Annotated in this window: 19 protein-coding genes; 15 read left to right on the top strand and 4 right to left on the bottom strand. The window is 45.3% G+C overall.

Annotated elements, in window-relative coordinates:
* Nucleotides 1–7: 7 nt before the first annotated feature.
* From B5D40_RS01820 to B5D40_RS01810, 3 genes are read right to left on the bottom strand one after another with little or no spacing between them, the layout of a single operon-like run.
* Complete coding sequence (locus B5D40_RS01820; protein ID WP_078775532.1) at nucleotides 8–370, bottom strand: hypothetical protein; 363 nt, start codon at nucleotides 368–370, stop codon at nucleotides 8–10.
* A 9-nt stretch (nucleotides 371–379) separates the two neighbouring features.
* Complete coding sequence (locus B5D40_RS01815; protein ID WP_078775531.1) at nucleotides 380–1,063, bottom strand: ImmA/IrrE family metallo-endopeptidase; 684 nt, start codon at nucleotides 1,061–1,063, stop codon at nucleotides 380–382.
* Nucleotides 1,060–1,554 (bottom strand): helix-turn-helix domain-containing protein, encoded by a 495-nt coding sequence (locus tag B5D40_RS01810; RefSeq protein WP_198951082.1) that lies wholly within the window; start codon nucleotides 1,552–1,554, stop codon nucleotides 1,060–1,062. Before B5D40_RS01810 ends, B5D40_RS01815 begins: the two co-directional genes overlap by 4 nt.
* Nucleotides 1,555–2,285: 731 nt before the next feature.
* On the opposite strand from B5D40_RS01810, the gene B5D40_RS01795 reads away from it, so the two are divergent.
* The 3 genes from B5D40_RS01795 (at nucleotide 2,286) to B5D40_RS01785 (ending at nucleotide 6,584) form a co-directional block, all read left to right on the top strand.
* Complete coding sequence (locus tag B5D40_RS01795; protein ID WP_078775528.1) at nucleotides 2,286–3,290, top strand: DNA cytosine methyltransferase; 1,005 nt, start codon at nucleotides 2,286–2,288, stop codon at nucleotides 3,288–3,290.
* A gap of 596 nt (nucleotides 3,291–3,886) precedes the next feature.
* Nucleotides 3,887–5,227 (top strand): hypothetical protein, encoded by a 1,341-nt coding sequence (locus B5D40_RS01790; RefSeq protein WP_143394525.1) that lies wholly within the window; start codon nucleotides 3,887–3,889, stop codon nucleotides 5,225–5,227.
* 10 nt (nucleotides 5,228–5,237) lie between these two features.
* Nucleotides 5,238–6,584, top strand: a complete 1,347-nt coding sequence (locus B5D40_RS01785) for an LlaJI family restriction endonuclease (RefSeq protein ID WP_078775526.1) — start codon at nucleotides 5,238–5,240, stop codon at nucleotides 6,582–6,584.
* A 273-nt stretch (nucleotides 6,585–6,857) separates the two neighbouring features.
* On the opposite strand, the gene B5D40_RS01780 is transcribed toward B5D40_RS01785, so the two are convergent.
* On the bottom strand, nucleotides 6,858–8,189 hold the full coding sequence (locus B5D40_RS01780) for an MATE family efflux transporter (RefSeq protein ID WP_078775525.1): 1,332 nt from the start codon (nucleotides 8,187–8,189) through the stop codon (nucleotides 6,858–6,860).
* A gap of 280 nt (nucleotides 8,190–8,469) precedes the next feature.
* Here B5D40_RS01780 and rplM point away from each other — a divergent pair, with 280 nt between their 5' ends.
* The 12 genes from rplM to B5D40_RS01720 all read left to right on the top strand — a co-directional run bounded on the left by rplM (nucleotide 8,470) and on the right by B5D40_RS01720 (nucleotide 19,935).
* On the top strand, nucleotides 8,470–8,904 hold the full coding sequence (gene rplM / locus B5D40_RS01775; protein ID WP_073302663.1) for a 50S ribosomal protein L13: 435 nt from the start codon (nucleotides 8,470–8,472) through the stop codon (nucleotides 8,902–8,904).
* A 16-nt stretch (nucleotides 8,905–8,920) separates the two neighbouring features.
* Nucleotides 8,921–9,325 carry a 30S ribosomal protein S9 gene (rpsI, locus tag B5D40_RS01770; protein ID WP_073302661.1) on the top strand — a complete coding sequence of 135 codons (405 nt, stop codon included), beginning with the start codon at nucleotides 8,921–8,923 and terminating at the stop codon, nucleotides 9,323–9,325.
* Nucleotides 9,326–10,053: 728 nt separating this feature from the next.
* The gene (locus tag B5D40_RS01765; RefSeq protein WP_198951083.1) at nucleotides 10,054–11,100 is read left to right on the top strand and encodes an HD-GYP domain-containing protein; all 1,047 of its coding nucleotides are present in this window, start codon (nucleotides 10,054–10,056) and stop codon (nucleotides 11,098–11,100) included.
* A gap of 1 nt (nucleotide 11,101) precedes the next feature.
* Entirely contained in the window at nucleotides 11,102–11,464 is a 363-nt protein-coding gene (locus B5D40_RS01760) for a hypothetical protein (RefSeq protein WP_078775523.1), read from the top strand.
* Nucleotides 11,461–14,016 (top strand): ATP-binding protein, encoded by a 2,556-nt coding sequence (locus B5D40_RS01755; protein ID WP_078775522.1) that lies wholly within the window; start codon nucleotides 11,461–11,463, stop codon nucleotides 14,014–14,016. Before B5D40_RS01760 ends, B5D40_RS01755 begins: the two co-directional genes overlap by 4 nt.
* Before the next feature lie 199 nt (nucleotides 14,017–14,215).
* Nucleotides 14,216–15,031 (top strand): 30S ribosomal protein S2, encoded by an 816-nt coding sequence (gene rpsB / locus B5D40_RS01750; RefSeq protein ID WP_073302823.1) that lies wholly within the window; start codon nucleotides 14,216–14,218, stop codon nucleotides 15,029–15,031.
* A gap of 1 nt (nucleotide 15,032) precedes the next feature.
* Nucleotides 15,033–15,932: a translation elongation factor Ts gene (gene tsf, locus B5D40_RS01745; protein ID WP_233134334.1), complete on the top strand. Its 900-nt coding sequence runs from the start codon at nucleotides 15,033–15,035 to the stop codon at nucleotides 15,930–15,932.
* A gap of 9 nt (nucleotides 15,933–15,941) precedes the next feature.
* Nucleotides 15,942–16,655: a UMP kinase gene (gene pyrH, locus B5D40_RS01740; RefSeq protein WP_078775521.1), complete on the top strand. Its 714-nt coding sequence runs from the start codon at nucleotides 15,942–15,944 to the stop codon at nucleotides 16,653–16,655.
* 37 nt (nucleotides 16,656–16,692) lie between these two features.
* On the top strand, nucleotides 16,693–17,229 hold the full coding sequence (gene frr / locus B5D40_RS01735) for a ribosome recycling factor (protein WP_073302646.1): 537 nt from the start codon (nucleotides 16,693–16,695) through the stop codon (nucleotides 17,227–17,229).
* A gap of 5 nt (nucleotides 17,230–17,234) precedes the next feature.
* Nucleotides 17,235–17,945 carry an isoprenyl transferase gene (locus tag B5D40_RS01730; RefSeq protein ID WP_073302644.1) on the top strand — a complete coding sequence of 237 codons (711 nt, stop codon included), beginning with the start codon at nucleotides 17,235–17,237 and terminating at the stop codon, nucleotides 17,943–17,945.
* Entirely contained in the window at nucleotides 17,938–18,783 is an 846-nt protein-coding gene (locus B5D40_RS01725) for a phosphatidate cytidylyltransferase (protein WP_078775520.1), read from the top strand. The genes B5D40_RS01730 and B5D40_RS01725 overlap by 8 nt, the downstream gene beginning before the upstream one ends.
* Nucleotides 18,784–18,786: 3 nt before the next feature.
* Entirely contained in the window at nucleotides 18,787–19,935 is a 1,149-nt protein-coding gene (locus B5D40_RS01720; RefSeq protein WP_078775519.1) for a 1-deoxy-D-xylulose-5-phosphate reductoisomerase, read from the top strand.
* Nucleotides 19,936–20,190: the final 255 nt, after the last annotated feature.

Genomic DNA, 20,190 nt, shown 5'->3' with positions numbered 1-20,190 from the left:
TTTCTTCTTACGTAAATTCCACATCATTGCCGCTTTCTATCGCTACATCAAACTGCATAATCAGCTTGTCACAGACAGCTTTTGCTTCGGGATGTTGTTGTGCGTAGGCTTTGGTCAATGCCTTTGCTTTCGGAACATTTTTATTAGGTAGTGTCGAAAATTCACCCCTATCGACAAAGACGTTGAATTCTTCCACAAAGGTTAAAAGAAATGCATTGATTAAATCAAATTCCTGATGAGTCAACACCAGGCTTTTGAAATGCGATTTGTATTCTTCGACTTGATAATAGCCGTATTCAAGAGCTTCTCGCCCCTTTTCATCTAGTGCCACATCAACAAACAAAGGCGTTTCGTCTTCTTTGTATTCCATGTCTTTCTCCTACTGAATAAGCTTTAGTTCCCGTAACCGATATTTCATCGGATTAAAGTTCACGCCAAACTGTTTTGCCAGCAATGCAATATGAGCATTTATCCAACGTTTCATTTCCAGCGGTTTATGTGGAAAATTCTTTAATCGCAGGCGTTTTATAAAAGCTCGCGTTACCTCTTCTTGCGGCATCAAGAAACAGGCTGCGGCATAGTTTGCCTGCCATTCAATAATGTTTGCCGCAGAATCGTTCTCGCAACAACCAAAAATTGAAAATGCATTATGACCACAAGTATGGACAACATCAGAATCATCGCTAGAAAAATAATATTGATGAAGTAACCAATGAAAACATTCATGTACCACGGTATAATTCTCTTTTCCTCGATCATTACCTTCGTTCAAGGCTTGGTCAATGACAATTGTACCACGGGGAAAATAATTAAATTCTGGAATCTTTGATTGTTTATTAACGTAATCTTCCCAAGTTGGCAATGTGGTGTTGCCAAAACATACACACCCCAAAATACTTTGATCGGGTGTTATATATTTCCAATCGGGTTCGCAACCCACAAAATCAACAAAATCATAAACATCGACCGCAGAATTTTTGTGTGGCCTCCAAAGAAGAAACGCTTTGCGCTTTATATTCGCAAATTCTTCCAATTGAACCGATGCATAGATTTTTACATTCATTTATTATTTTGCCCTTGTTTTTCTATATCCCTTAAAATCAGCATCCATTCCTTTTCGCCAAGATTTAAGTCCCTCGCTTTACGAAGTGCTACACGAGCAGCACTTTGACTGGTTACATAATCAGAAATATCCGGGGCAATAGTACCCACTCTGGCCTCGCCTGCCAAATCGAACATTTGGTTTCTTTCTTCTTCCGTCAATTTCAAAACTTCGGCAATCTTAAAGATTTTTTCCTTTTCAGGCGGATAACGATGATTTTTTTCGATATCACTCATATAGGCAGGGACTATGCCCAATTCCTTGGCTAAAGCCCTAAGGTTTACGCCGACATTGAGGCGCTTTTCCCTTACAAAATCTCCAAAAGTCATCGAGTCCTCACTAATGGTATTATGTTCGCTGATTTCTAACAATGTATATTTTTTTTCGCTTGAAAAGCAAGAGCTTTTTGAAGAAAATGAAAAAACTATGAATGATGATTGCAACCGCAACATGGACATTCTGCGGGGTTCGGGTGCGGATTAGATTGTTTTAAAAACAAGATTCTCGGAAAATTCTTGAGATTTTGAGGGCTCTTACAGCCAATGCTCAAATGTGCCGACGCGAAATAGACGAGCAGATTAAAAGAGGCGATAGGGCAAAAAATTTTTCATTGACACCTGCTGACATTTGGGATTATTTATATTTACTATGTACATAAAGAGATTTGCTCTTGTCCTCTCTTGAAACTTCGACACTTTCTTGATTCATGGATAAGGCAACGCTCACGCTAGCTACCGGAGTTTTTCTGGCGGCATCGTTGCTATATGCATATTTAATAGATCTGCCTATATGCAAACGACCCTTTATGGGGCGTGGGTTGTTTTGCGTTTATTTGGATCGGGCAGTCGAAGGCCTCAAGAGAGTAGATGCATTCAACCTCACGCCTTTTTTTATGTGAATTGGATGGGAAGAATGACGGCAAGAACAGCTCTTGGTGGGTTTGCTCTCATTCTCTCTTGAAACTTCGACACTTTCAGATACAAGAATAAGGCAAACGTTCGCAGGCCTATGACAGCATAGGTCGTGTTGATCCCTAGGCGAACTGCACCCAGCCGTTCCTGGGGATTCGTGCGTGTTTCTACATGCGCGCTTTCGGGCGTTTTCTTGGCTTGTTTTGATATCGCGGTTTCTTGCTCCCGACTGAGGGTGGACTCGTTCACTTTCAACTTGAGGAACGAGAAATATGGCTGGAAAAGACGATGCCGATGAAAACTCTATAAAAGAATTTCATTTGTTCGCAGGTATAGGCGGAGGTATCTATGGAGGAATACTCCTTGGTCATAGATGTTGTGCGGGAGTTGAAATCAACGAGTTTTGTCAGAAAGTTCTAAAACAGCGTCAAAAAGACGGATGGATGAACGAGTTTGCCATTTATGGAGATCTTCGCACTTTAAATGGTAATGATTATAAGGGGAAATTTGATGTCCTTTGTGGAGGTTTTCCTTGTCAAGCTTTTAGCACTGCGGCACACGGAAAGAATATTGCCGAGAAAAATCTCTGGGATGAAATGTTTAGATTCGTTAAAGAATCTAACGCCCCGATTGTTTTTGGAGAAAATGTTGTTTTGCTGGCAATCAGCAAAGCCAAGCAGGATTTGGAATCTATAGGCTATAACGTAAAATTTTGCCGATTAAGTTGTTCTGATTTAGGAGCTGATCATCAGAGAAATCGTTTTTGGCTTTTAGCGGTGAAGGACAAGAGTATTTTTGAACACTTGAAAAAACACATTTTATCATTGCCTGTTTTTAAGGGGGGATATTGGAGCAAAAATCCGGATGTTTTGGCTCAAGAAGTTGAGGTTATTGACCGCAGAGAACAATTAAAAGGTATAGGAAACGCGCAATCTCCTTTTGTCGCGGCATCTGCGTTTAGAATTTTAGTGAATCGTCATATTGAAAACGGCGATTATACAGAAGTTGTGTCAAATGAAGAAATTGCCAAGGTTTTTGAAATCCAAAAAACATGGATTAAGAAAACTTTCGGTGAAGAGATGGGATTGGTTCATACTCCCACGACAATGGCGAATTATTCTGCTCCATCCATGATGAAACATCAGGGCTGCCGTAATTTCAAAAAGGTGTTTGAAAAGCCGTCTCCAAAGAATGCCGAATATCTTATGGGCTTTCCCCTTGGCGCAAGCTCTCCAGAACCACAAAGCAAGAATAATTTAAAAAAGTGGGGGGTATGATGTTTGACAAACAGAATGCTGAACATCTTTTTGAAATGTATGGTTTTAATCAAACCCTTAAAAATGACGAAACGATAAAAAGAACTGCCAAAGCTTTTAATTCAAATGAATATACTGTTGCAAATGGTCCCAAAGGTCGTAATAGACTTAATAGTGGTATATTGCGAAATCAGTTTATCCTATTGTTAGATTCCTTAAATGGAAAATCTTTGACCGACTATCAATTTACTGGAGTGTCCTTGTTGCATAATGATCAGTATGTTTTAGTACATCAAAATCCCGAAAAAGAACTATGGGAAGTTTATCAAGGAAATTCTCCAAATAATCCTCAAAAAATCTATGATAATATTACACTGCAAAGTTTTTTTGATAGTTTGAAAGATAAAGATGTGGCTCAAAATAAAGAATTAGAATCAAGCGAAAAGCGAAGCCTAATCTTCCCCTTAAGGGATGAAAACGAATTTACAGCAGGTTTAAGCGAAGATCAAATTATCCAAAAAATTGCCGAATGTCTTAAAGAAGAATATGACCTTTATAAAAATACAAGGCTTTCTTTTTTCGGTTTTAAATATGGAAATATCATAGGCAAACTGAACATGGCTGTTTCTAAAATTGTAATGGAAGCTCAAAAATTAGATGAGTCCATCAATAAATCGGCAATAGAAAATGTGCGTTATGGTTTAAGAATCTTCAAGAATGCTTTACATGAAGGTTGCATTGGCAAAGCGAGTGTCTCTGAAAAACAAGAACAAACTCCGTTTTTTTCTGATTTAGATGATTTTCAGTTGGGGGAAGAAATGAATTATCGCCAGTTCAATTTCTCCCCCATCCAAAAAATCTACTACGGAGTTCCGGGTTGCGGCAAAAGCCGTAAAATCAAGGAAAAATTAACGGAAGAAAATGCGGATGAGGAAATGCAGGTCATCCGTTGCGTATTCCACCCGGAGTACACCAATGCTGATTTTGTGGGGCAGATTTTTCCTGTGGCAAAAGAAGGCAAGGGCGTTGAATACAAATTCAAGGCGGGGCCGTTTGCGGAAATTTTGCGTCGTGCCTACTTGAATCCAGACAAAAAATTTTTCCTCGTTATCGAAGAAATCAATCGTGGAAACGCTGCCGCTATTTTCGGCGAAATGTTCCAGCTTTTGGATCGCATCAAGCCCGGCGAAAAAGACCAAAACGGATTTACAGCCGGCTGGAGTTCCTATTCCATTTTAAACGATGACGTCAATGATTACATCCGTAACATCGAGGCTTTTCAAAAGTTTGCCCATAGCGGTTGCCAAAAGGCGAATCATCCTAAGGAGATGATGGACGGTGACGGCAATCCTGTGGACTCCGCGGAACCGAATGGTGAAAAATTTTTGGACTTGGCAAGCGCGACCTCTTACAGCTCTTTGGAATTGAGCCTTCAAGGATTTTCAAATCCGCAGGCATTCAGGGAATCCACCGGCATTCGCCTTCCGCCCAATCTTTCCATTTACGCCACCATGAATGCCAGCGACCAGAACGTGTTTACATTGGACAATGCCTTTCGCCGCCGCTTTGATTCCGAACTGGTTAAAAATTCATTGGATGGCGATGAACACAAGGCGCAGCGGGAAACAAAAATCGAAGGTGCAAATATCACTTGGGGCACCTTTTGGAAACGCATCAACGAGCTGATTTTAGAAAAACATTCTTCCATGACCAGCTCCGAAGACAAACGCCTTGGCGCCTATTTTATCATGGGCGAAGAAAAAAAGGACGGAGACAATACCTGTCGCGAAATTCCAAAGAAACTTTTTGGCGAAAAGGTGCTGGAATATCTTTGGAACGATGCCTTCAAGTATAAGCGAAAGGAGGTCTTTCAAGAAGATTGCAAGTCCGTCGAGTCCTTAATTGAAAAGTTTGAGAAGGATGGTTTCTCTGGGGTTTTCAAAAACCTGAATTTCTAGGAAAACTGAAATGGACGATGGCGAATTCAAAAAATTTTGCATGGCGCAGAATGAAGGGCAAGAGGCGAGTGAACAATTCGTCGGGATAAAATTTTCAGGTGGAAAACCGCAAGTCTATTTCCCTTACGGATGTTTTCGGGATTTTGAAAATGTTTCCGACGAAGAGCTTCGCGGCGTTTTTTCATGTTTGATGAATGTTCTTTCGGACCATTGTTTGATGGACGCTGTGGAAAATTCCCATTACGCCTCTTCTTTGGAATTTGAAACGAAGTTGGATTTTCCGTTGCAGGAATTTTTCGTTGTCCTTGAGTATTATCTGAACTTCGGTTTGTTCAAGGAAACAGAAAAAATTTACAAGCAGGGAGTCCATGGTAAAATCAATTGGAGCCGAACCATAAAGCACACTCGCCCTCAGGTTCTTGAAAGCGGACGGGGCGCAGAATTTGTCTATTTGGACATGGTTTCCAGTTGCCCAGCGCAAAATGAAAATCAGCTGGTTACGTTGATTCATGAGTTCTGCGTGGCCCAGGCACAAAGGCTTGTGGGTCCTCTTTATGGTGTTGAAACGGATGTGGAATCCTCACTCGATTTTGATTACGAACTTTTTTCGTCGGTGCTTCAAGAAAAACTTTCTAGAACTTTCAACGACAGAAAATGCCGCTTTTTTGGTGCCATGAAAGGGATTGTAGAATACTTGCAAGGAAATCTGGTTGACGGGACTCTTATGGATTGTTGTTATGGCGTATCCAGCTTTGCTCCTGTCTGGGAAAAAATGCTGGACCGCATTTTCGGAAATCTTTCCGAGGGGGAAAGCAAGGATTTGTTCAACCCCCATTGCGAATGGCGTCTTGCAGGCGGTTTGACCAAAAATGCGGATGACAAAAAATTCGCTATGCGGCCAGATACTATCATGCGCCGGGGAGAGGAGCTTTTTATAGTGGATGCGAAATTTTATACGAGGAACAATCTTCCCTCGTCAAGTTCCATCAGCAAGCAGATTGTCTATGCCGAATATGCGGAAAAAAAGAAACTGGCGGAGGGCGAGCAAATTTTCAATGTGTTCCTGCTTCCGTTTTGCAGCGAGGGCGAAGGTTCTGCCCCTTACGAAATGAATTATTTGGGAACGGCTGTCGCCGACTGGGTGGACGGAACAAAACCCTATCACCAAATCGTCGGCATCCGGCTGGACGTGAAATCCGTTTTGAAAAATTGCCGCCGAGACGAAATTGCGCAATATAAATTGGCGGAACTGGTGAAAAATGTTTTAGTTTACAATGAGAAACAAGGACTTGACGTTTTTGCAAACAACAATGTTGCGCTATGTCTGCCGATAGGCAGGACGCTCGCAATGAACTAAATCTGCTCTTGTCCACCTACCCTGCTGTTTTCTTTGAAGTTTAATACAGAATGATTCAGCAGTCTATCGCTATAGCGAGTGCAATTTCGCTGCTACGTGATGGTAATAAAAAGCACCTCTCTTAAAAAGAGAAAATCGGATACCTTCTACAGGTAAATCCTTTTGGGTGGGGACCCAAAATTTGTAACAGAGAAATTGTCAAAGCGTTGGATTGCAGAAGGCTTTCTCCGCTTTTGTGCTCGTTTCTAGTGATTCGCCGGTGAAAAAAGCTTGTTACGGCTGGGCGAAATTTTGCCTGTAAATGCGGTAAAACACAAGGCAAAAGACGACAGAAAAAAGCGACCCCGCTGGCGCGGCCATTCCCATGGGGAGCAGCGTATCGGGAAAGAATTTAGCGGCGAGAGCCGTTCCCGGAATGCGGACGAGCGCAATGGAAAATGCATTGTGGACAAACGAAATGATGGAAAGTCCGCGGGCGCAAAAATAGCCGCTAAAACAAAAATGGACGGACGCAAAAATGCAGTCAAAAACGTACATTCGCAGATACTCCGTTCCGAATCGTACAATGGCCGGGTCTTCCGTAAAAAGGGCGACGGCATTTTCCGAAATGAATTGAAAGGCGATGGCAAAAATAAAAGCGACGCTTGCTGTGATGCCCATTCCCGTCCAAAGTGTTTTTTGGGCGCGTTGAAAATCTTTTGCGCCGAAACTTTGAGAAGCGATGGCCGAAATGGTGGAAAGCATTGCCGACGGAACGAGGAATAGGAACGAAATGATTTTTTCAACAATGCCGACCGCTGCAGCGATTTCCATTCCGCGACTATTGGCGATCATCGTGATGAAAAGAAACGAAACCTGGATGAATCCGTCTTGGATGGCAATGGGAAATCCAACGCTACAGATGCCGCGAAGAATGGTTTTGTGCGGGCGAAAATCTTTTAAAGAAAGCGAAAAACCGACAGATTTGCGAACGGATTTAAGAGCCATCAAGAAACTTGCCGTTTGAGCGAGAATGGTCGCTGCCGCTGCTCCTGCGGCGCTCCAGTGAAATCCTCCGATAAAGATGTAATCGAGCGCGATATTTAATAGGCAAGCGAACGCAATAAAGTACATCGGGCGTTTGGATTCTCCCATGCCGCGGAAAATGGCCGCCATGAAATTGTATGCGATAATGCCCGGAATACCGGCGAAGCAAATGCGCAAATAGCGCGTGGTATTATCGATGGCTTCGGGCGGAGTTTTTAACAGGGAAACGATTGGCGAACAGAAAAATAAAAGGCTCGCTGTTAAAAGTATAGAAGCCGTTCCCAAAAGGAGGATGCTGTTTCCGGCGATTCGAGAGATGCTCAAAAAATTTTTTGCTCCAAAAGCTCTGCCGATAAGAACCGTCGTCCCCATGGCGAAACCCACAATAATCACCGTTAAAAAGTGCATTACCTGACTTCCGACCGCAACAGCTGTAATCGCCTCTGCACTTTCAAATTGCCCGATGATGAATAAGTCGGCAAGCCCATAAAGGGTCTGTAAAAAGTAGGCCAAAAGATAGGGAAGCGAAAAAATGGCGATGTTCTTAAAAATGCTTCCGTGTGCCAGATTCTGCGGCATACGGGGCAAGGTAGAAATCGGGAAGGCGAAGCGTTTTCTTTTCGTGTGAATTTGTTTTTGTTTGGGCGTACCAAGCTGCTCGGGTTTTGTGGAAGTCTTGAAGCCTGTTTCGTTATTATAATTGATTTGATTCTATCAATTAGTAGAATCAAAAAGGCGATATTTCCGCTAAAAATGGCAAAAATCACTTCTTTTTGCCCTTGCTTTTATCTTTTGGATTTCTACTTTTGGGTGGCACTGCGGCGCGTTTCTGTGCCCGCAGGAACTTTAGAGGAATAACATGAAAACCATTATGGTGAACCCCAAGACGGTCACTCGTCAGTGGAAGCTCATCGACGCCGAAGGCAAGCCGCTCGGTCGCGTCGCCAGTGCCGCTGCCCGCCTTTTGATGGGTAAGCACAAGGCTATCTATTCCCCGAACGTCGATACCGGCGATTTCGTGGTTATCATCAATGCTGGCAAAGTCGGCATTACAGGTAAAAAAGCCCAGCAGAAGCAGTATTTCCATCACACCGGTCACATCGGTGGAGAACGCTGGATTTCTTACGAAGCTTTGATGGCGAAGCACCCGACAGAACCGCTGATGGAAGCGATTTGGGGAATGCTCCCGCACAGCTCTTTGGGTAAGAAGATGCTGAAGAAACTCAAAATCTACGCTGGTGCGGAACAGCCGCACGCGGCCCAACACCTCGAAACCGTGACAATCGATTTCTAGGACGGAGGATAACGCTATTACTACCGCAAAATCTAAAAAGATCTACCGTGGCACCGGTCGTCGCAAAAACGCCATCGCTGCTGTTATCTTGAAACCGGGTTCCGGCAAGCGCACCATCAATGGTCGCGATTTTAAGGATTATTTCCACTCCGATGTGCAGAATATGATTGCGAATCTTCCGTTCGCCGTTCTGGAAAATGCGGAACAGTGGGATGTCGAAGTGAACGCTCATGGTGGCGGAATCGCCGGCCAGATGGGCGCCGTTCGTCTGGGCATTGCCCGCGCTCTCGTGGCAAACAACGCCGAGGACAAGTCCGCTCTGAAGAAAGAAGGATTGATGACTCGCGATTCTCGCGCCGTGGAACGTAAAAAGTTCGGTCGCAAGAAGGCTCGTAAGCGCTTCCAGTTCAGCAAGCGTTAATCGCCTGCGAACGAAAAGTTCAAGAAAAGCTTCCGGAAACGGAAGCCTTTCTGTTTTAAAATAGGGTCTGTGAAAAATGAATGCCGCAGCCATTCGTCGTGGTGAAGGATGTTTCGAACTAGGCTCCCTTCAATTAGTTCGGCTAGTTCGATAAGATCACTAACCAGCGGCTGCTGCCCTTCGATAAACTCAGGGACCGCCGGTTAGTGTGTTTCGTCAATCGGCTGCTGAGCTTGTCGAAGCACTCACCAAGTGCCTTTATATGTAAGTGGAGACTTTGCATTCTGCGGGAAAATTCATGCTGTGAAAAAATCATCTTGTGGAAAAATATTCGCTTCGCTCGCTATGGCGATTATCGGGCATAGTTAGGGTGGATTTTGCTTTAAAACGTTCTTTTGTACAAAATGAATTTTCTTTCAAAAACGAGAGTGTTTCAAAGAATTTGTCTGAAATGGCATTGCGGATGTGATACACATCAATTTCGATAAATTTAGAATTTACGAAATAATTTTATATAGTTTTTTTTTGCTTATTTCAAAAGACGCGGGAATCGGCATAGTTATATTTTAACCCGTTAAAATTCGCTGGCGGTTTTGTTCCTTTATTATAAAAAGGCAAAGGCGATTCAGGCGAATTCGGCTTTTTATCAAAAGCCATTAAAAAATAAGGGAAGAGATTTCACCGCAAAGTAACTTTGCGAAGTCGCTTTGAGCAAGGAGAAGGATTTGATGGAAGAAAGAAAAACCATTTTGATTGTGGACGACGACGAAATGAATCGGGAAATTTTGTCGGGCATTTTTTCTTCGCATTTTGAAATTGAAGTGGCGCAAGATGGCAAACAGGGCTTGGAACGTGCGCTGAAACTTCGCGATAAACTGTGTGCGGTTCTATTGGATATTATGATGCCCATAATGGATGGCATTGAAGTTTTGGGAGAATTGAATCGAGAAAAGTTTACCGAAAAAATTCCCGTTTTTATGATCACGGCTGAAGCAAGCGGTGACGTGATGAAAGAGGCGTATCGCCTCGGCACGATGGATGTGATAACCAAACCGGTGATTCCGTATGTGGTTCTTCGCCGGGTGCAGTCGGTCGTGGAACTTTTCCTTGCCCGGCAGCGGCTTAGCAATGTGGTGAACGTCCAGGCGAAAAAAATCGACGATTTGAATTACGGAATGATAGAAGCCCTCTCCACGGCGATTGAATTTCGCAGCGCGGAATCGGGAAATCACGTTCGGCGCATCCACGATATTACTCGGTATTTGCTTTTGCATACGGAACTTGGCGCAGGGCTTTCCGCCGAAGAAATCGAACAGATTGCATTGGCTTCGATTATGCACGACATAGGAAAGATTGCCGTTCCGGATGCCATTTTGAATAAACCGGGAAAACTGACTGCCGAAGAATATGACGTGATGAAATCGCACACGGTTCAGGGCGCAAAACTTTTGGAAAAAATTCCGCAGCTGCGGGAAAATGGCGCATACCATTACGCTAGAGATATTGCGCTGCATCACCATGAACGCTATGACGGTAGAGGATATCCGGAAGGTCTCCAAGGCGATGAAATTTCCATTTGGGCGCAAATCGTTTCCCTTGCCGATGTTTATGATGCCTTGAGTTGCAAGCGGGTTTACAAAGATGCGTTCCCGCGCGAAAAAGTTCTTGAAATGATTCGGACGGGACAATGCGGCATCTTCAACCCGAAAATGCTCGAATGCTTTTTTGCGGTGGAACCGGAATTGAGTAAACTTTACAAGGCGGGAGAACTCTGAAATGGAACAGGAAAAATGGGATAGGCTCTCTCGCGAGGGCGTTGATGTGGAAAGTGCTTTGGAGCGTTTGATGGGTAATTGCTCCCTCTTGGAACGCTTTTTGAATAAATTCGCTGCCGACCGTTCGATTTACGAGCAACTTGTAAAATCTCTTGCCGAAAAGGATGTCAAGGGAGCTCTTGCCGCGTCGCACAGTTTAAAAGGAATGACGGCGAATCTCTCGATGCTGAAGCTCTCGGAACTTTTTGCGCGCCAGGTGGCGTTTTTTCGGGCGGATCGTTTTGAAGAGGCTTTGGCGATGATGCCGGAAATCGATGCCGAGTACCGCAGGATTCTTACTCTTATTGAGGAATTACAGGGATGATTGGTTGGTTGAAACTTATCAGGAAAATGATGAAGCAGTATATCTTCATCTTATTTCTTTTAGTACTGCTGGCGAGTTTGTTTACTATTTTTATGCGGAGCATTCTTCTAGACCAATATTTGAAATTGGGAAATAGCATTGCTTTGCGCTATTCGCAGGAAATGGCCGGAGAATTGGAACTCGTTTCTACTCTGCTTGATTACGGCTCCTATCTGGCGGTAAGCGAAATGGAAAAGGGAGCCGATAAAAACGAATTGTCTGAATGGGTTGCGCTTTTCCGCAAACGTATGTCGTTGCTGCTGGGAGAGGAAATTTTAGAACCGTTTATTGTTTATGATAGCGTTGTTGTTGTTAGCGATGCCGGAATCCAAAAGGTTCAGGCCGAATTGTCTAACAAATGGTACAAGAAAGTGCTTGCTGCAGACGGGAAAAAGTTTTTTTCCAAAGTTTATATGGATTCTGTTTCCCAGAAATTGTGCTTGGTCATCGCACGAAAATGCGATAAAAAGAACGCTGTCATCGTATTTAAAGTTTTTGTGCAAAATTTGACAATTTATACATTCAGGCCAAATTTACCAGAAGGCACTTCCGTTTACATTTGCGACATAGCCGGGAATCTTATTTACAGCAATTCTATTCTCAAAATCTCGCAGGATAAAATCATTGATTATGTACGGCTAATTGACAAAGGTTTTAAGGATAGTTCGCTTGTTGCTTATGATGCTTTTGTTTTCGATCCGACAGGAGCGCAGAGAGGCGTTTACGCTTCTCCGATTTTGGTTGGCTCCTATGATATCGGTTGGAATGTCTATGTCACGATTCCTTACACGACAATTACCGAACCGTTGCGTGAATTTTATTTTCTGCTCGCTATATTTATTGTTCCGATTTTTGGCGTAATTGTGTTTTTGAGCATTCGGACGATTAAATTGCGTTGGGACAAGGTAATTGTCGATGATACGCTAGCCTGTTTGAGTAATCAATATTATGCTATTTATCGGGTGGATTACGTAAAAGATATTTACCTCATGATAAAAGGCTCCGAATATATGAAAAGCCGGTTGCCTAGGCGGGGTTCTTATGCTGAACTGATGCGGCTTTGCGAAGAAATTATTGATCCGGCTGCTTTTGAAGATTTTTCCAAAAATTTTTCACGGGAAAGCATTGGTAATCTTGTGGCCAAGGGGATAACTGAATTTGGCGGGGATTTTTTGCGTCGGTTTGGAGAGGAATACCGCTGGGTAAACGTGCGAGTTTTGTTTGACAAACGCTTGCTGACTCATGAGGCCGTGCTCTGTTTCCGAGAAGTGGAAAAAGAAAAACGGCAGCGATTTCAGGAACGCAAATTGTTAAAAGAAGCGCTGGAAATAGCGAAGCGCGGTGAAAAGTCGAAACAGGCGTTCTTTAGCAATATGTCGCATGACATGAGGACGCCTCTCAATGCGATTTTAAGCCTTTCGGAGCTCACTCTCAACGAAGATTCGATTTCGGAAAAAGTGCGTGGCTATCAGGAAAAACTTGTTTATTCGGGACGTCAGCTCTTGAATCTGGTAAACGATATTCTAGACGTGTCTCGCATGGAGCAGGGAAAAATTGTATTGAACAATCAAAGCATCGATCTTGAAGATTGCATTTCGGAGTGCGTGGCTCCGTTCTATATGCAGGCGGAAGTCGAAAAGAAAAAATTCGAGGTGAAGTTCAACATTCGCAATCGCAATATCATGGGCGACCCGGCGAGAATTGTTCAGGTGCTAAATAATTTATTGTCCAATGCATTTAAATTTACTTCTGAAAAGGATTCGATTTCGGTGCATATTCACCAAATCGATGCTGTGGGAAGAGCGCAATATCAGTTTATAGTTTCGGATTCCGGTATTGGAATTTCAAAAGAGTTCTTGACGCAGCTGTTCGAACCGTATTCTCGAGAAACTCGTTTTTCGAATCGCCGGATTGCGGGGACGGGTTTGGGAATGGCGATTGTAAAAAATCTTGTCACGGAAATGAGCGGTCAGATTTATGTGGATTCGACTCTTGGCAAGGGAACAACGTTTACCTTTACGATTCCTTTTGCATTGGCTGAAGGGGAATCGGACGAGAAGAAACCGAAAATGGATCGCAATAAGAAATCCTTGCAGCTGGTATCTTTAAAAGGTCAAAAAATTCTGCTTGCCGAAGATAACGTCATCAATATGGAAATTTCCGCGGAGATTCTGACGATGAATGGCGTTAAAATTGTGAAGGCGTGGAATGGCGAAGAAGCGGTGAAGGCTTTTGAAGAGAGTTCGCCGTTTGAATTCGATGCCATTTTAATGGATATGCAGATGCCGATTATGGATGGGTGTGAAGCTTCGCAGCGCATTCGGGCATTGAATAGGCCAGATGCCGAAAAAATCCCGATTATCGCGGTGACGGCGAACGCTTTTGCAGAAGATATTGCGGCGACATTTGCTGCGGGAATGAACGCCCATATTTCCAAACCGATAGATTTTAATGTTCTGTGTCGCACTCTTGGAAGTTTGATGGGCGAAAAGCAGAAACCGGCTGATAGCTGAAAATTTCTTTACTAAAGCCATTTTGTTCCGCGCCGGTTTACGGGAAAAGAAAAAATTCGGCGCTTTTTCTATATTTTCCCCCGCTCAAGCAATAGCGCTTGGGTATAACAAGCACCATTCAGGAAAAGAATCGCTTTCGGTGGCTACAAGCTTTGCGATTTGATGAATGGGAAGAATAACCGAAAAAAGGAAAAATACCATGGCAAATCTGCCTTCCGTTGAAGAACTGCTTTCCGCAGGCGCTCACTTTGGACACCAGGCTCAGCGCTGGAATCCGAAAATGAAACCGTACATCCTTGCCAAGAAGAATGACATTTACGTCATCAATCTGGACAAGACGATCAAGATGCTCGAAGAAGCCGGTAAAGTTGCCGCTCGTATTTCGGGCGAAGGCAAGAGCGTTCTCTTCGTCGGTACCAAGCCCACAGCTCGCGCGATCGTTGAAGAAGCGGCCAAGAAGACCAATCACTTCTTCGTCTCCAACCGCTGGCTCGGCGGCATGCTCACCAATTTCCAGACTGTCCGCAAGTCCATCAAGCAGATTGATAAAATCGACCAGATGGAAGCCGACGGCCTCTTTAAAGAACTTTCCAAGAAGGAAGTTCTGGACAAGACTCGTCTTCGTGAAAAGATGCTCGGCGTTTTTGGCGGCATCCGCGAAATGACCACTCTTCCGGGACTCGTTGTGGTGACGGATCTTCATCACGAACACATCGCTGTGGCGGAAGCTCGCCGTCTGCACATTCCCATTATCGGCATTTGCGATACGAACGTCGATCCGACCCTCGTAGATTATCCGGTTCCGGCGAATGACGACGCTGTGAAGTCCATCAAGCTCGTTGTGGACTATATTGCTAACAACGTAACGGCTCGCACCGAAGTGGCAAAGAATGCCGATGCGGAAGCTGCTGTCAAGAAGTATGACGACGCTCCGGCTCCGCGTAAGCGTTTCAACAAGCCGCGTAAACCCGCTGCTAAGGCCGAAGAAAAGTCTGAAACCGCAGAGGAAAAGTAAGATGGCTATTGAAATTACTGCCGCTATGGTCAATGAACTCCGCAAAGCTACCGGAGTTGGCATGATGCAGTGCAAAAAAGCTTTGATTGAAGCCGAAGGCAATCAGGAAAAAGCGGTTGAATTGCTCCGTAAGCAGGGAGCCGCTGTTGCTGCAAAGCGTGCTGACAAGGCCGCGAAGGAAGGTCGCATCTATTTGGTCGAAACGGCGGACAAGGCTGCTGCTTTTGAACTTTCTTGCGAAACCGAACCCGTTTCCAACAACGAAGATTTCAAGGCTCTTGCGGCTCTGGCCGTGAAGGCTGTCGAAACCCAGAACATTTCTTCTGTGGAAGATTTGAAGAACGCTGTGGTGGACGGCAAAAAGGTGAACGACGTTCTCCAGGATGTGCTGGTCAAAATCCAGGAAAATATCGACTTCCGCAAGTTCGGCGTTCTCCCGAAGGCTTCGAATTCCGTGTTCGGCGTGTACAGCCACATGATGGGCAAAATCGGCGTGATTACGGAACTTTCTTACGAAGGTTCTGCAGACGAAGCCGCCCTCAAGGCTGCAGCGAAGGACATTGCGATGCAGGCCGCTGCTTTCGCTCCGGTTGCACTGAAGGATTCCGACGTTCCTGCGGAAACGATCGAAAAGGAACGCGAAATCGCTCGCGCCCAGATCGAACTCGCTGCTCAGCAGTCCGGCAAGCAGACAAAGCCGGAATTTGTGGAACGCCAGCTCGAAGGTCGCGTCGCCAAGGTTCTCAAGGAACTCGTTCTCGAAGACCAGGAATTCTTCATGTCCGAAAAGAACCCCAAGAAGCTTTCTGTCAAGAACTACCTCCAAGAGGTGGTGGCCAAGCAGCTCGGGCTCTCTTCCTTGAAGGTCGTAAACTTCATCCGCTTCGAACGCGGTAATTAAGGAGTTCTTATGGCAAACGCCAAGTTCAACCGTATTCTTTTAAAACTGTCCGGCGAGGCTCTTGCTGGGCAAAAAGGTTTCGGCATCGACTCCGAAATTCTGACGACGATGGCTTCTGAAATCGCTTCCGTGGTGAAGTCGGGAGTTCAGGTGGCGCTGGTTATCGGAGGCGGGAACTTGGTGCGGGGCATTTCTGCATCGGCTGGCGGCATGAATCGTGCTCAAGGCGATGCGATGGGAATGCTCGGAACTGTAATGAATGGACTTGCCATGCAGGACGCTCTCGATAAACAGGGCGTTCCTTGTGTGGTGATGTCCGCTATTCGGATGGAACCCGTTTGCGAATTTTTTGATCGCCGGCGGGCTCTTTCCCTTCTTTCTTCTGGAACCGTCGTGATTTTTTCCGCGGGAACCGGAAACCCTTATTTTACAACAGATAGTGCTGCTGCGCTCCGGGCAATAGAATCGGAATGCGACGTGATTATGAAAGCGACGAAGGTCGATGGCATTTACGATGACGACCCCGTCAAGAATCCCGCAGCAAAACGTTTTGACGATATTACTTATACCGAGGTGATTCGCCGCGGACTCAAAGTAATGGATACCGCCGCTGTCGCCCTTTGTTTGGAACAGAAAATGCCGATTTTGGTGTTCAAAATGGAACAGGGGAACTTGACCAAGGCAACTGTGGAAGGTAGTTTAGGGACACTCGTGCATTGCTGATGGCGTGTGCCGGACAATTAAATGGAATGAGGATTTTATGGCCGAAGAATATGAATTGAAAATGCAAAAAGCGATTGAAGCGACAGAACGCGAATTTTCGAAAATCCGCACCAGTGTTGCGACTCCTGCAATTTTGAATAACATCCGCGTGGACTACTATGGTACGCCGACGCCGATTCCGCAGGTGGCCAAAGTCACTGTGCCGGAACCTCGGATGCTTTTGGTGACGCCTTGGGAAAAAACGATGGTGGAACCGATTAACCGCGCTATTCAGATGGCGAATATCGGAGTCTCGCCGATTATGGATGGAAACGGAATCCGCGTTGCGATTCCCATTCTCACTGCGGAACGCCGCGCGGAACTGGTGAAAATCGCTCGCAAGCATGCGGAAGAGGGCAAAGTCGCCATTCGCAATATCCGCCGTGATGCCAACGATGCCATCAAGAAGAATAAAGAACTCGGCGAGGACGAATCCAAAAAACGCCAGGACCAGATTCAAAAAGTGACCGATGGCTATATCGCCAAAGTCGATGAAATCCTGAAAGTCAAAGAAGCCGATTTGCTCGAGGTCTAATCGTCATGGCGAATGGGCTGAGACATGTGGCAATCATCATGGACGGCAATGGCCGCTGGGCAAAGAGCCGCGGGCTTGAACGTTTTCTGGGGCACCGTAAAGGCACCCAGGCGACAATTGACGCCGTCAAATTCGGTTGCGATTTGCACTTGGAACATTTGACTCTTTACGTTTTCAGTTCCGAAAATTGGCAGCGCCCTTCTAAAGAAGTGGATTATCTGATGAAGCTTCTTGTCGAAATGGTGCACAAGGAACTCCCCGATTTGATGGAAAAAAACGTGAAGCTGGTGGTTATCGGAAACATCGACCGTTTACCCGAAGCTCCACGAAAGCAATTGCAGCATGCGATCGACACGACGGCGAGCAATACCGGGATGCAGCTGAATCTTGCGATTTCGTATGGCGGTCGTTTGGAAATTGTTGATGCTTGCAAGGCGATTGCCAAAGAGGTTTTGGAAGGCTCGCTTTCTTTGGATGCTATTGACGAATCGGCTTTTGCGAAACGCCTTTATTTAAAAGGAGCGCCCGACCCGGATTTGGTGATTCGGACAGGTGGTGAATTTCGCCTTTCGAATTATCTGCTGTGGCAAGCCGCTTACAGCGAATTTTATGTGACGCCAACGCTTTGGCCTGAATTTACGAACGATGAATTTCAAAAAGCGATTGATTTTTTTAATTCGCGGGAACGTCGTTTTGGAAAGGTTCTAGATGAGTAATTTAACAGTTCGAGTTCTTTTTGCTCTGATCGCAATTCCCGCTACTTTTTTATTGTTGTGGCTGAACGATATTTCTCGTTTGGCACTCATGTGCTTTTTAAGCGGCGCAGGTGCCTGGGAATGGGCACGGATGGCCTCTAAAATGTATAAGGGGCCTTCGATGCAGGTGGTGGCTCCGATAGCTTCGGCGGTGTTGGTTGCTGCCTGGGCGTTCCAGTCTGGGCATTTTTTGGGTATGGCTCCTGTTCCGCATTTGGTCGGGTTGGTTTTTGTCGCCGTTTTTGTGGCTTACATCATTATCGCTTTTGCGAAAGTTTCCATAGAACACTTGTTCCCGTGGCTTGTTATGCAGCTCGGCGCTCCGCTGTATTTGGGGCTTTGGGGCGGTCTCGAAGTTTTTTTGCTCGGTTCGGGCAATTTTTCCATTGAACATTCCTACAAGTTCATCATTGTGATGTCGGCGATGTGGGTGTGCGATACGATGGCTTATTTTGGCGGTCGCTTTCTGGGAAAGCATAAGCTGGCTACGGAAATCAGTCCTAAAAAAACTTGGGAAGGGGCTATTTGCGGGACGCTCTTTGCCGTCGCTTGGGTGATGCTTTTTGCGCCGTCCGTATTTGGATTGAATTATGCCCTTTCCGCCGTTCTGGGATTGGTTCTTGCGGTCGCTGGACAGGTGGGCGATTTGCTGGAATCCACTCTGAAACGCTGGTCGGGCACGAAGGATGCAAGCCAGATTTTCCCGGGACATGGAGGCGTTCTCGATCGGGCGGATTCGTTCTTTCTTTCGGCACCGGCTGTGGTGCTGATGATGTTTTTCATCAACGGAGCGGTTTAGTTTATGAAACAGGTCTGCCTTTTGGGAGCCACGGGTTCGATCGGCTCATCGACGATAGGTGTTTTAAAGCAACATCCAGAAAGATTTCGACTGTATGCGATTGCCGCCAACAAAAATTGGAAAAAAATGGCGCAGATTGCCCGCGAAATGAACGTGGAACGTCTGTGCATGTTTGACGAGGCTGCCGCCAGGGAACTTTCCAAAGAACTCGGCAAACCGGTTCTTTCTGGAATGGATGGACTTTGCGAATTGGCGAGCGATCCGAAAACGGATATCGTGTTGAACTCGCTGATGGGATCCGTCGGTTGCTTGCCTACTCTTTCTGCAATTCGTTCTTCCAAGCATGTCGCGCTGGCAAATAAAGAAACCCTTGTGATGGCAGGCGAAGTGATTCAAGATGCGCTTGCCGCAAATCCCAAAGCGTATCTCACTCCGGTCGATTCGGAACACAATGCGATTTTCCAGTGTCTGGCGGATAGGCCAAAAGAGGAAGTGGAAAATTTACAGATAACCGCTTCGGGCGGACCTTTCCGGGAATGGCCTTTGGAAAAATTTAAGGACATTCGAGTGGAAGACGCCTTGAATCATCCGGTGTGGAGCATGGGCAAAAAAATTACCATCGATTCCGCCAGCATGATGAATAAGGGGCTCGAAGTCATCGAAGCGCATTTCCTTTTTCACATTCCTTATGAACAGATTCAGGTTGTCGTGCACCCGCAAAGCCGTGTGCATTCGTTGGTGCAATTTCGCGACGGCAGTCTGATGGCGCAACTCGGTGCTCCGGAGATGAAAATCCCCATTCAAGTGGCGCTGACGTGGCCGGAACGAATTCCTCTTCAAACCGAACGTTTGAATCTCGCCGAAGTCGGCACGTTCACTTTCTTTAAACCGGATTTGCAAAAATTCCGCTGTTTGGCTCTGGCGATGGAATGCGGGAAAAAAGCGGGGCTTTACACGGCGGTCATGAATGCGGCGAATGAAGTTTTGGTCAATGCTTTCCTCGAAAAGAAAATCGGTTTTATGGACATTCCGAACGGAGTCGAACGCATTGTCGAAAAGACTCCGTCTGTGTCGGGCAAGCTGGACTTGAATACGATTTTGGAAGCCGATGCGGAAGCGCGCCGTCAGGCGATGGCTCTTATCAAATTATGATGGCTTGGACATAGGTTGTTTTTGGACATAGGTTGTTTTTATATAAACGTTTGCTCTTAATTTTTTTGTAGGAATCCAATTACAGCCTGGTCTAAAAGGTGTGTTTATTGTTATCTAGTCCTCCCTTAAAATCTCGTCCAACCCGCATAACTATTGGGGAAAATTGATTTCTACCCTGTGAAAATATTGCAAGGATTTCTAAAATATGATTGAAAACCTTGCATTTTTTATGTACAGACCGCCAAAATCCCACGC

Source organism: Fibrobacter intestinalis, assembly GCF_900167415.1.
Classification (GTDB): Bacteria; Fibrobacterota; Fibrobacteria; order Fibrobacterales; family Fibrobacteraceae; genus Hallerella; species Hallerella intestinalis.
This window is presented reverse-complemented; position numbering and strand designations above follow the sequence as displayed.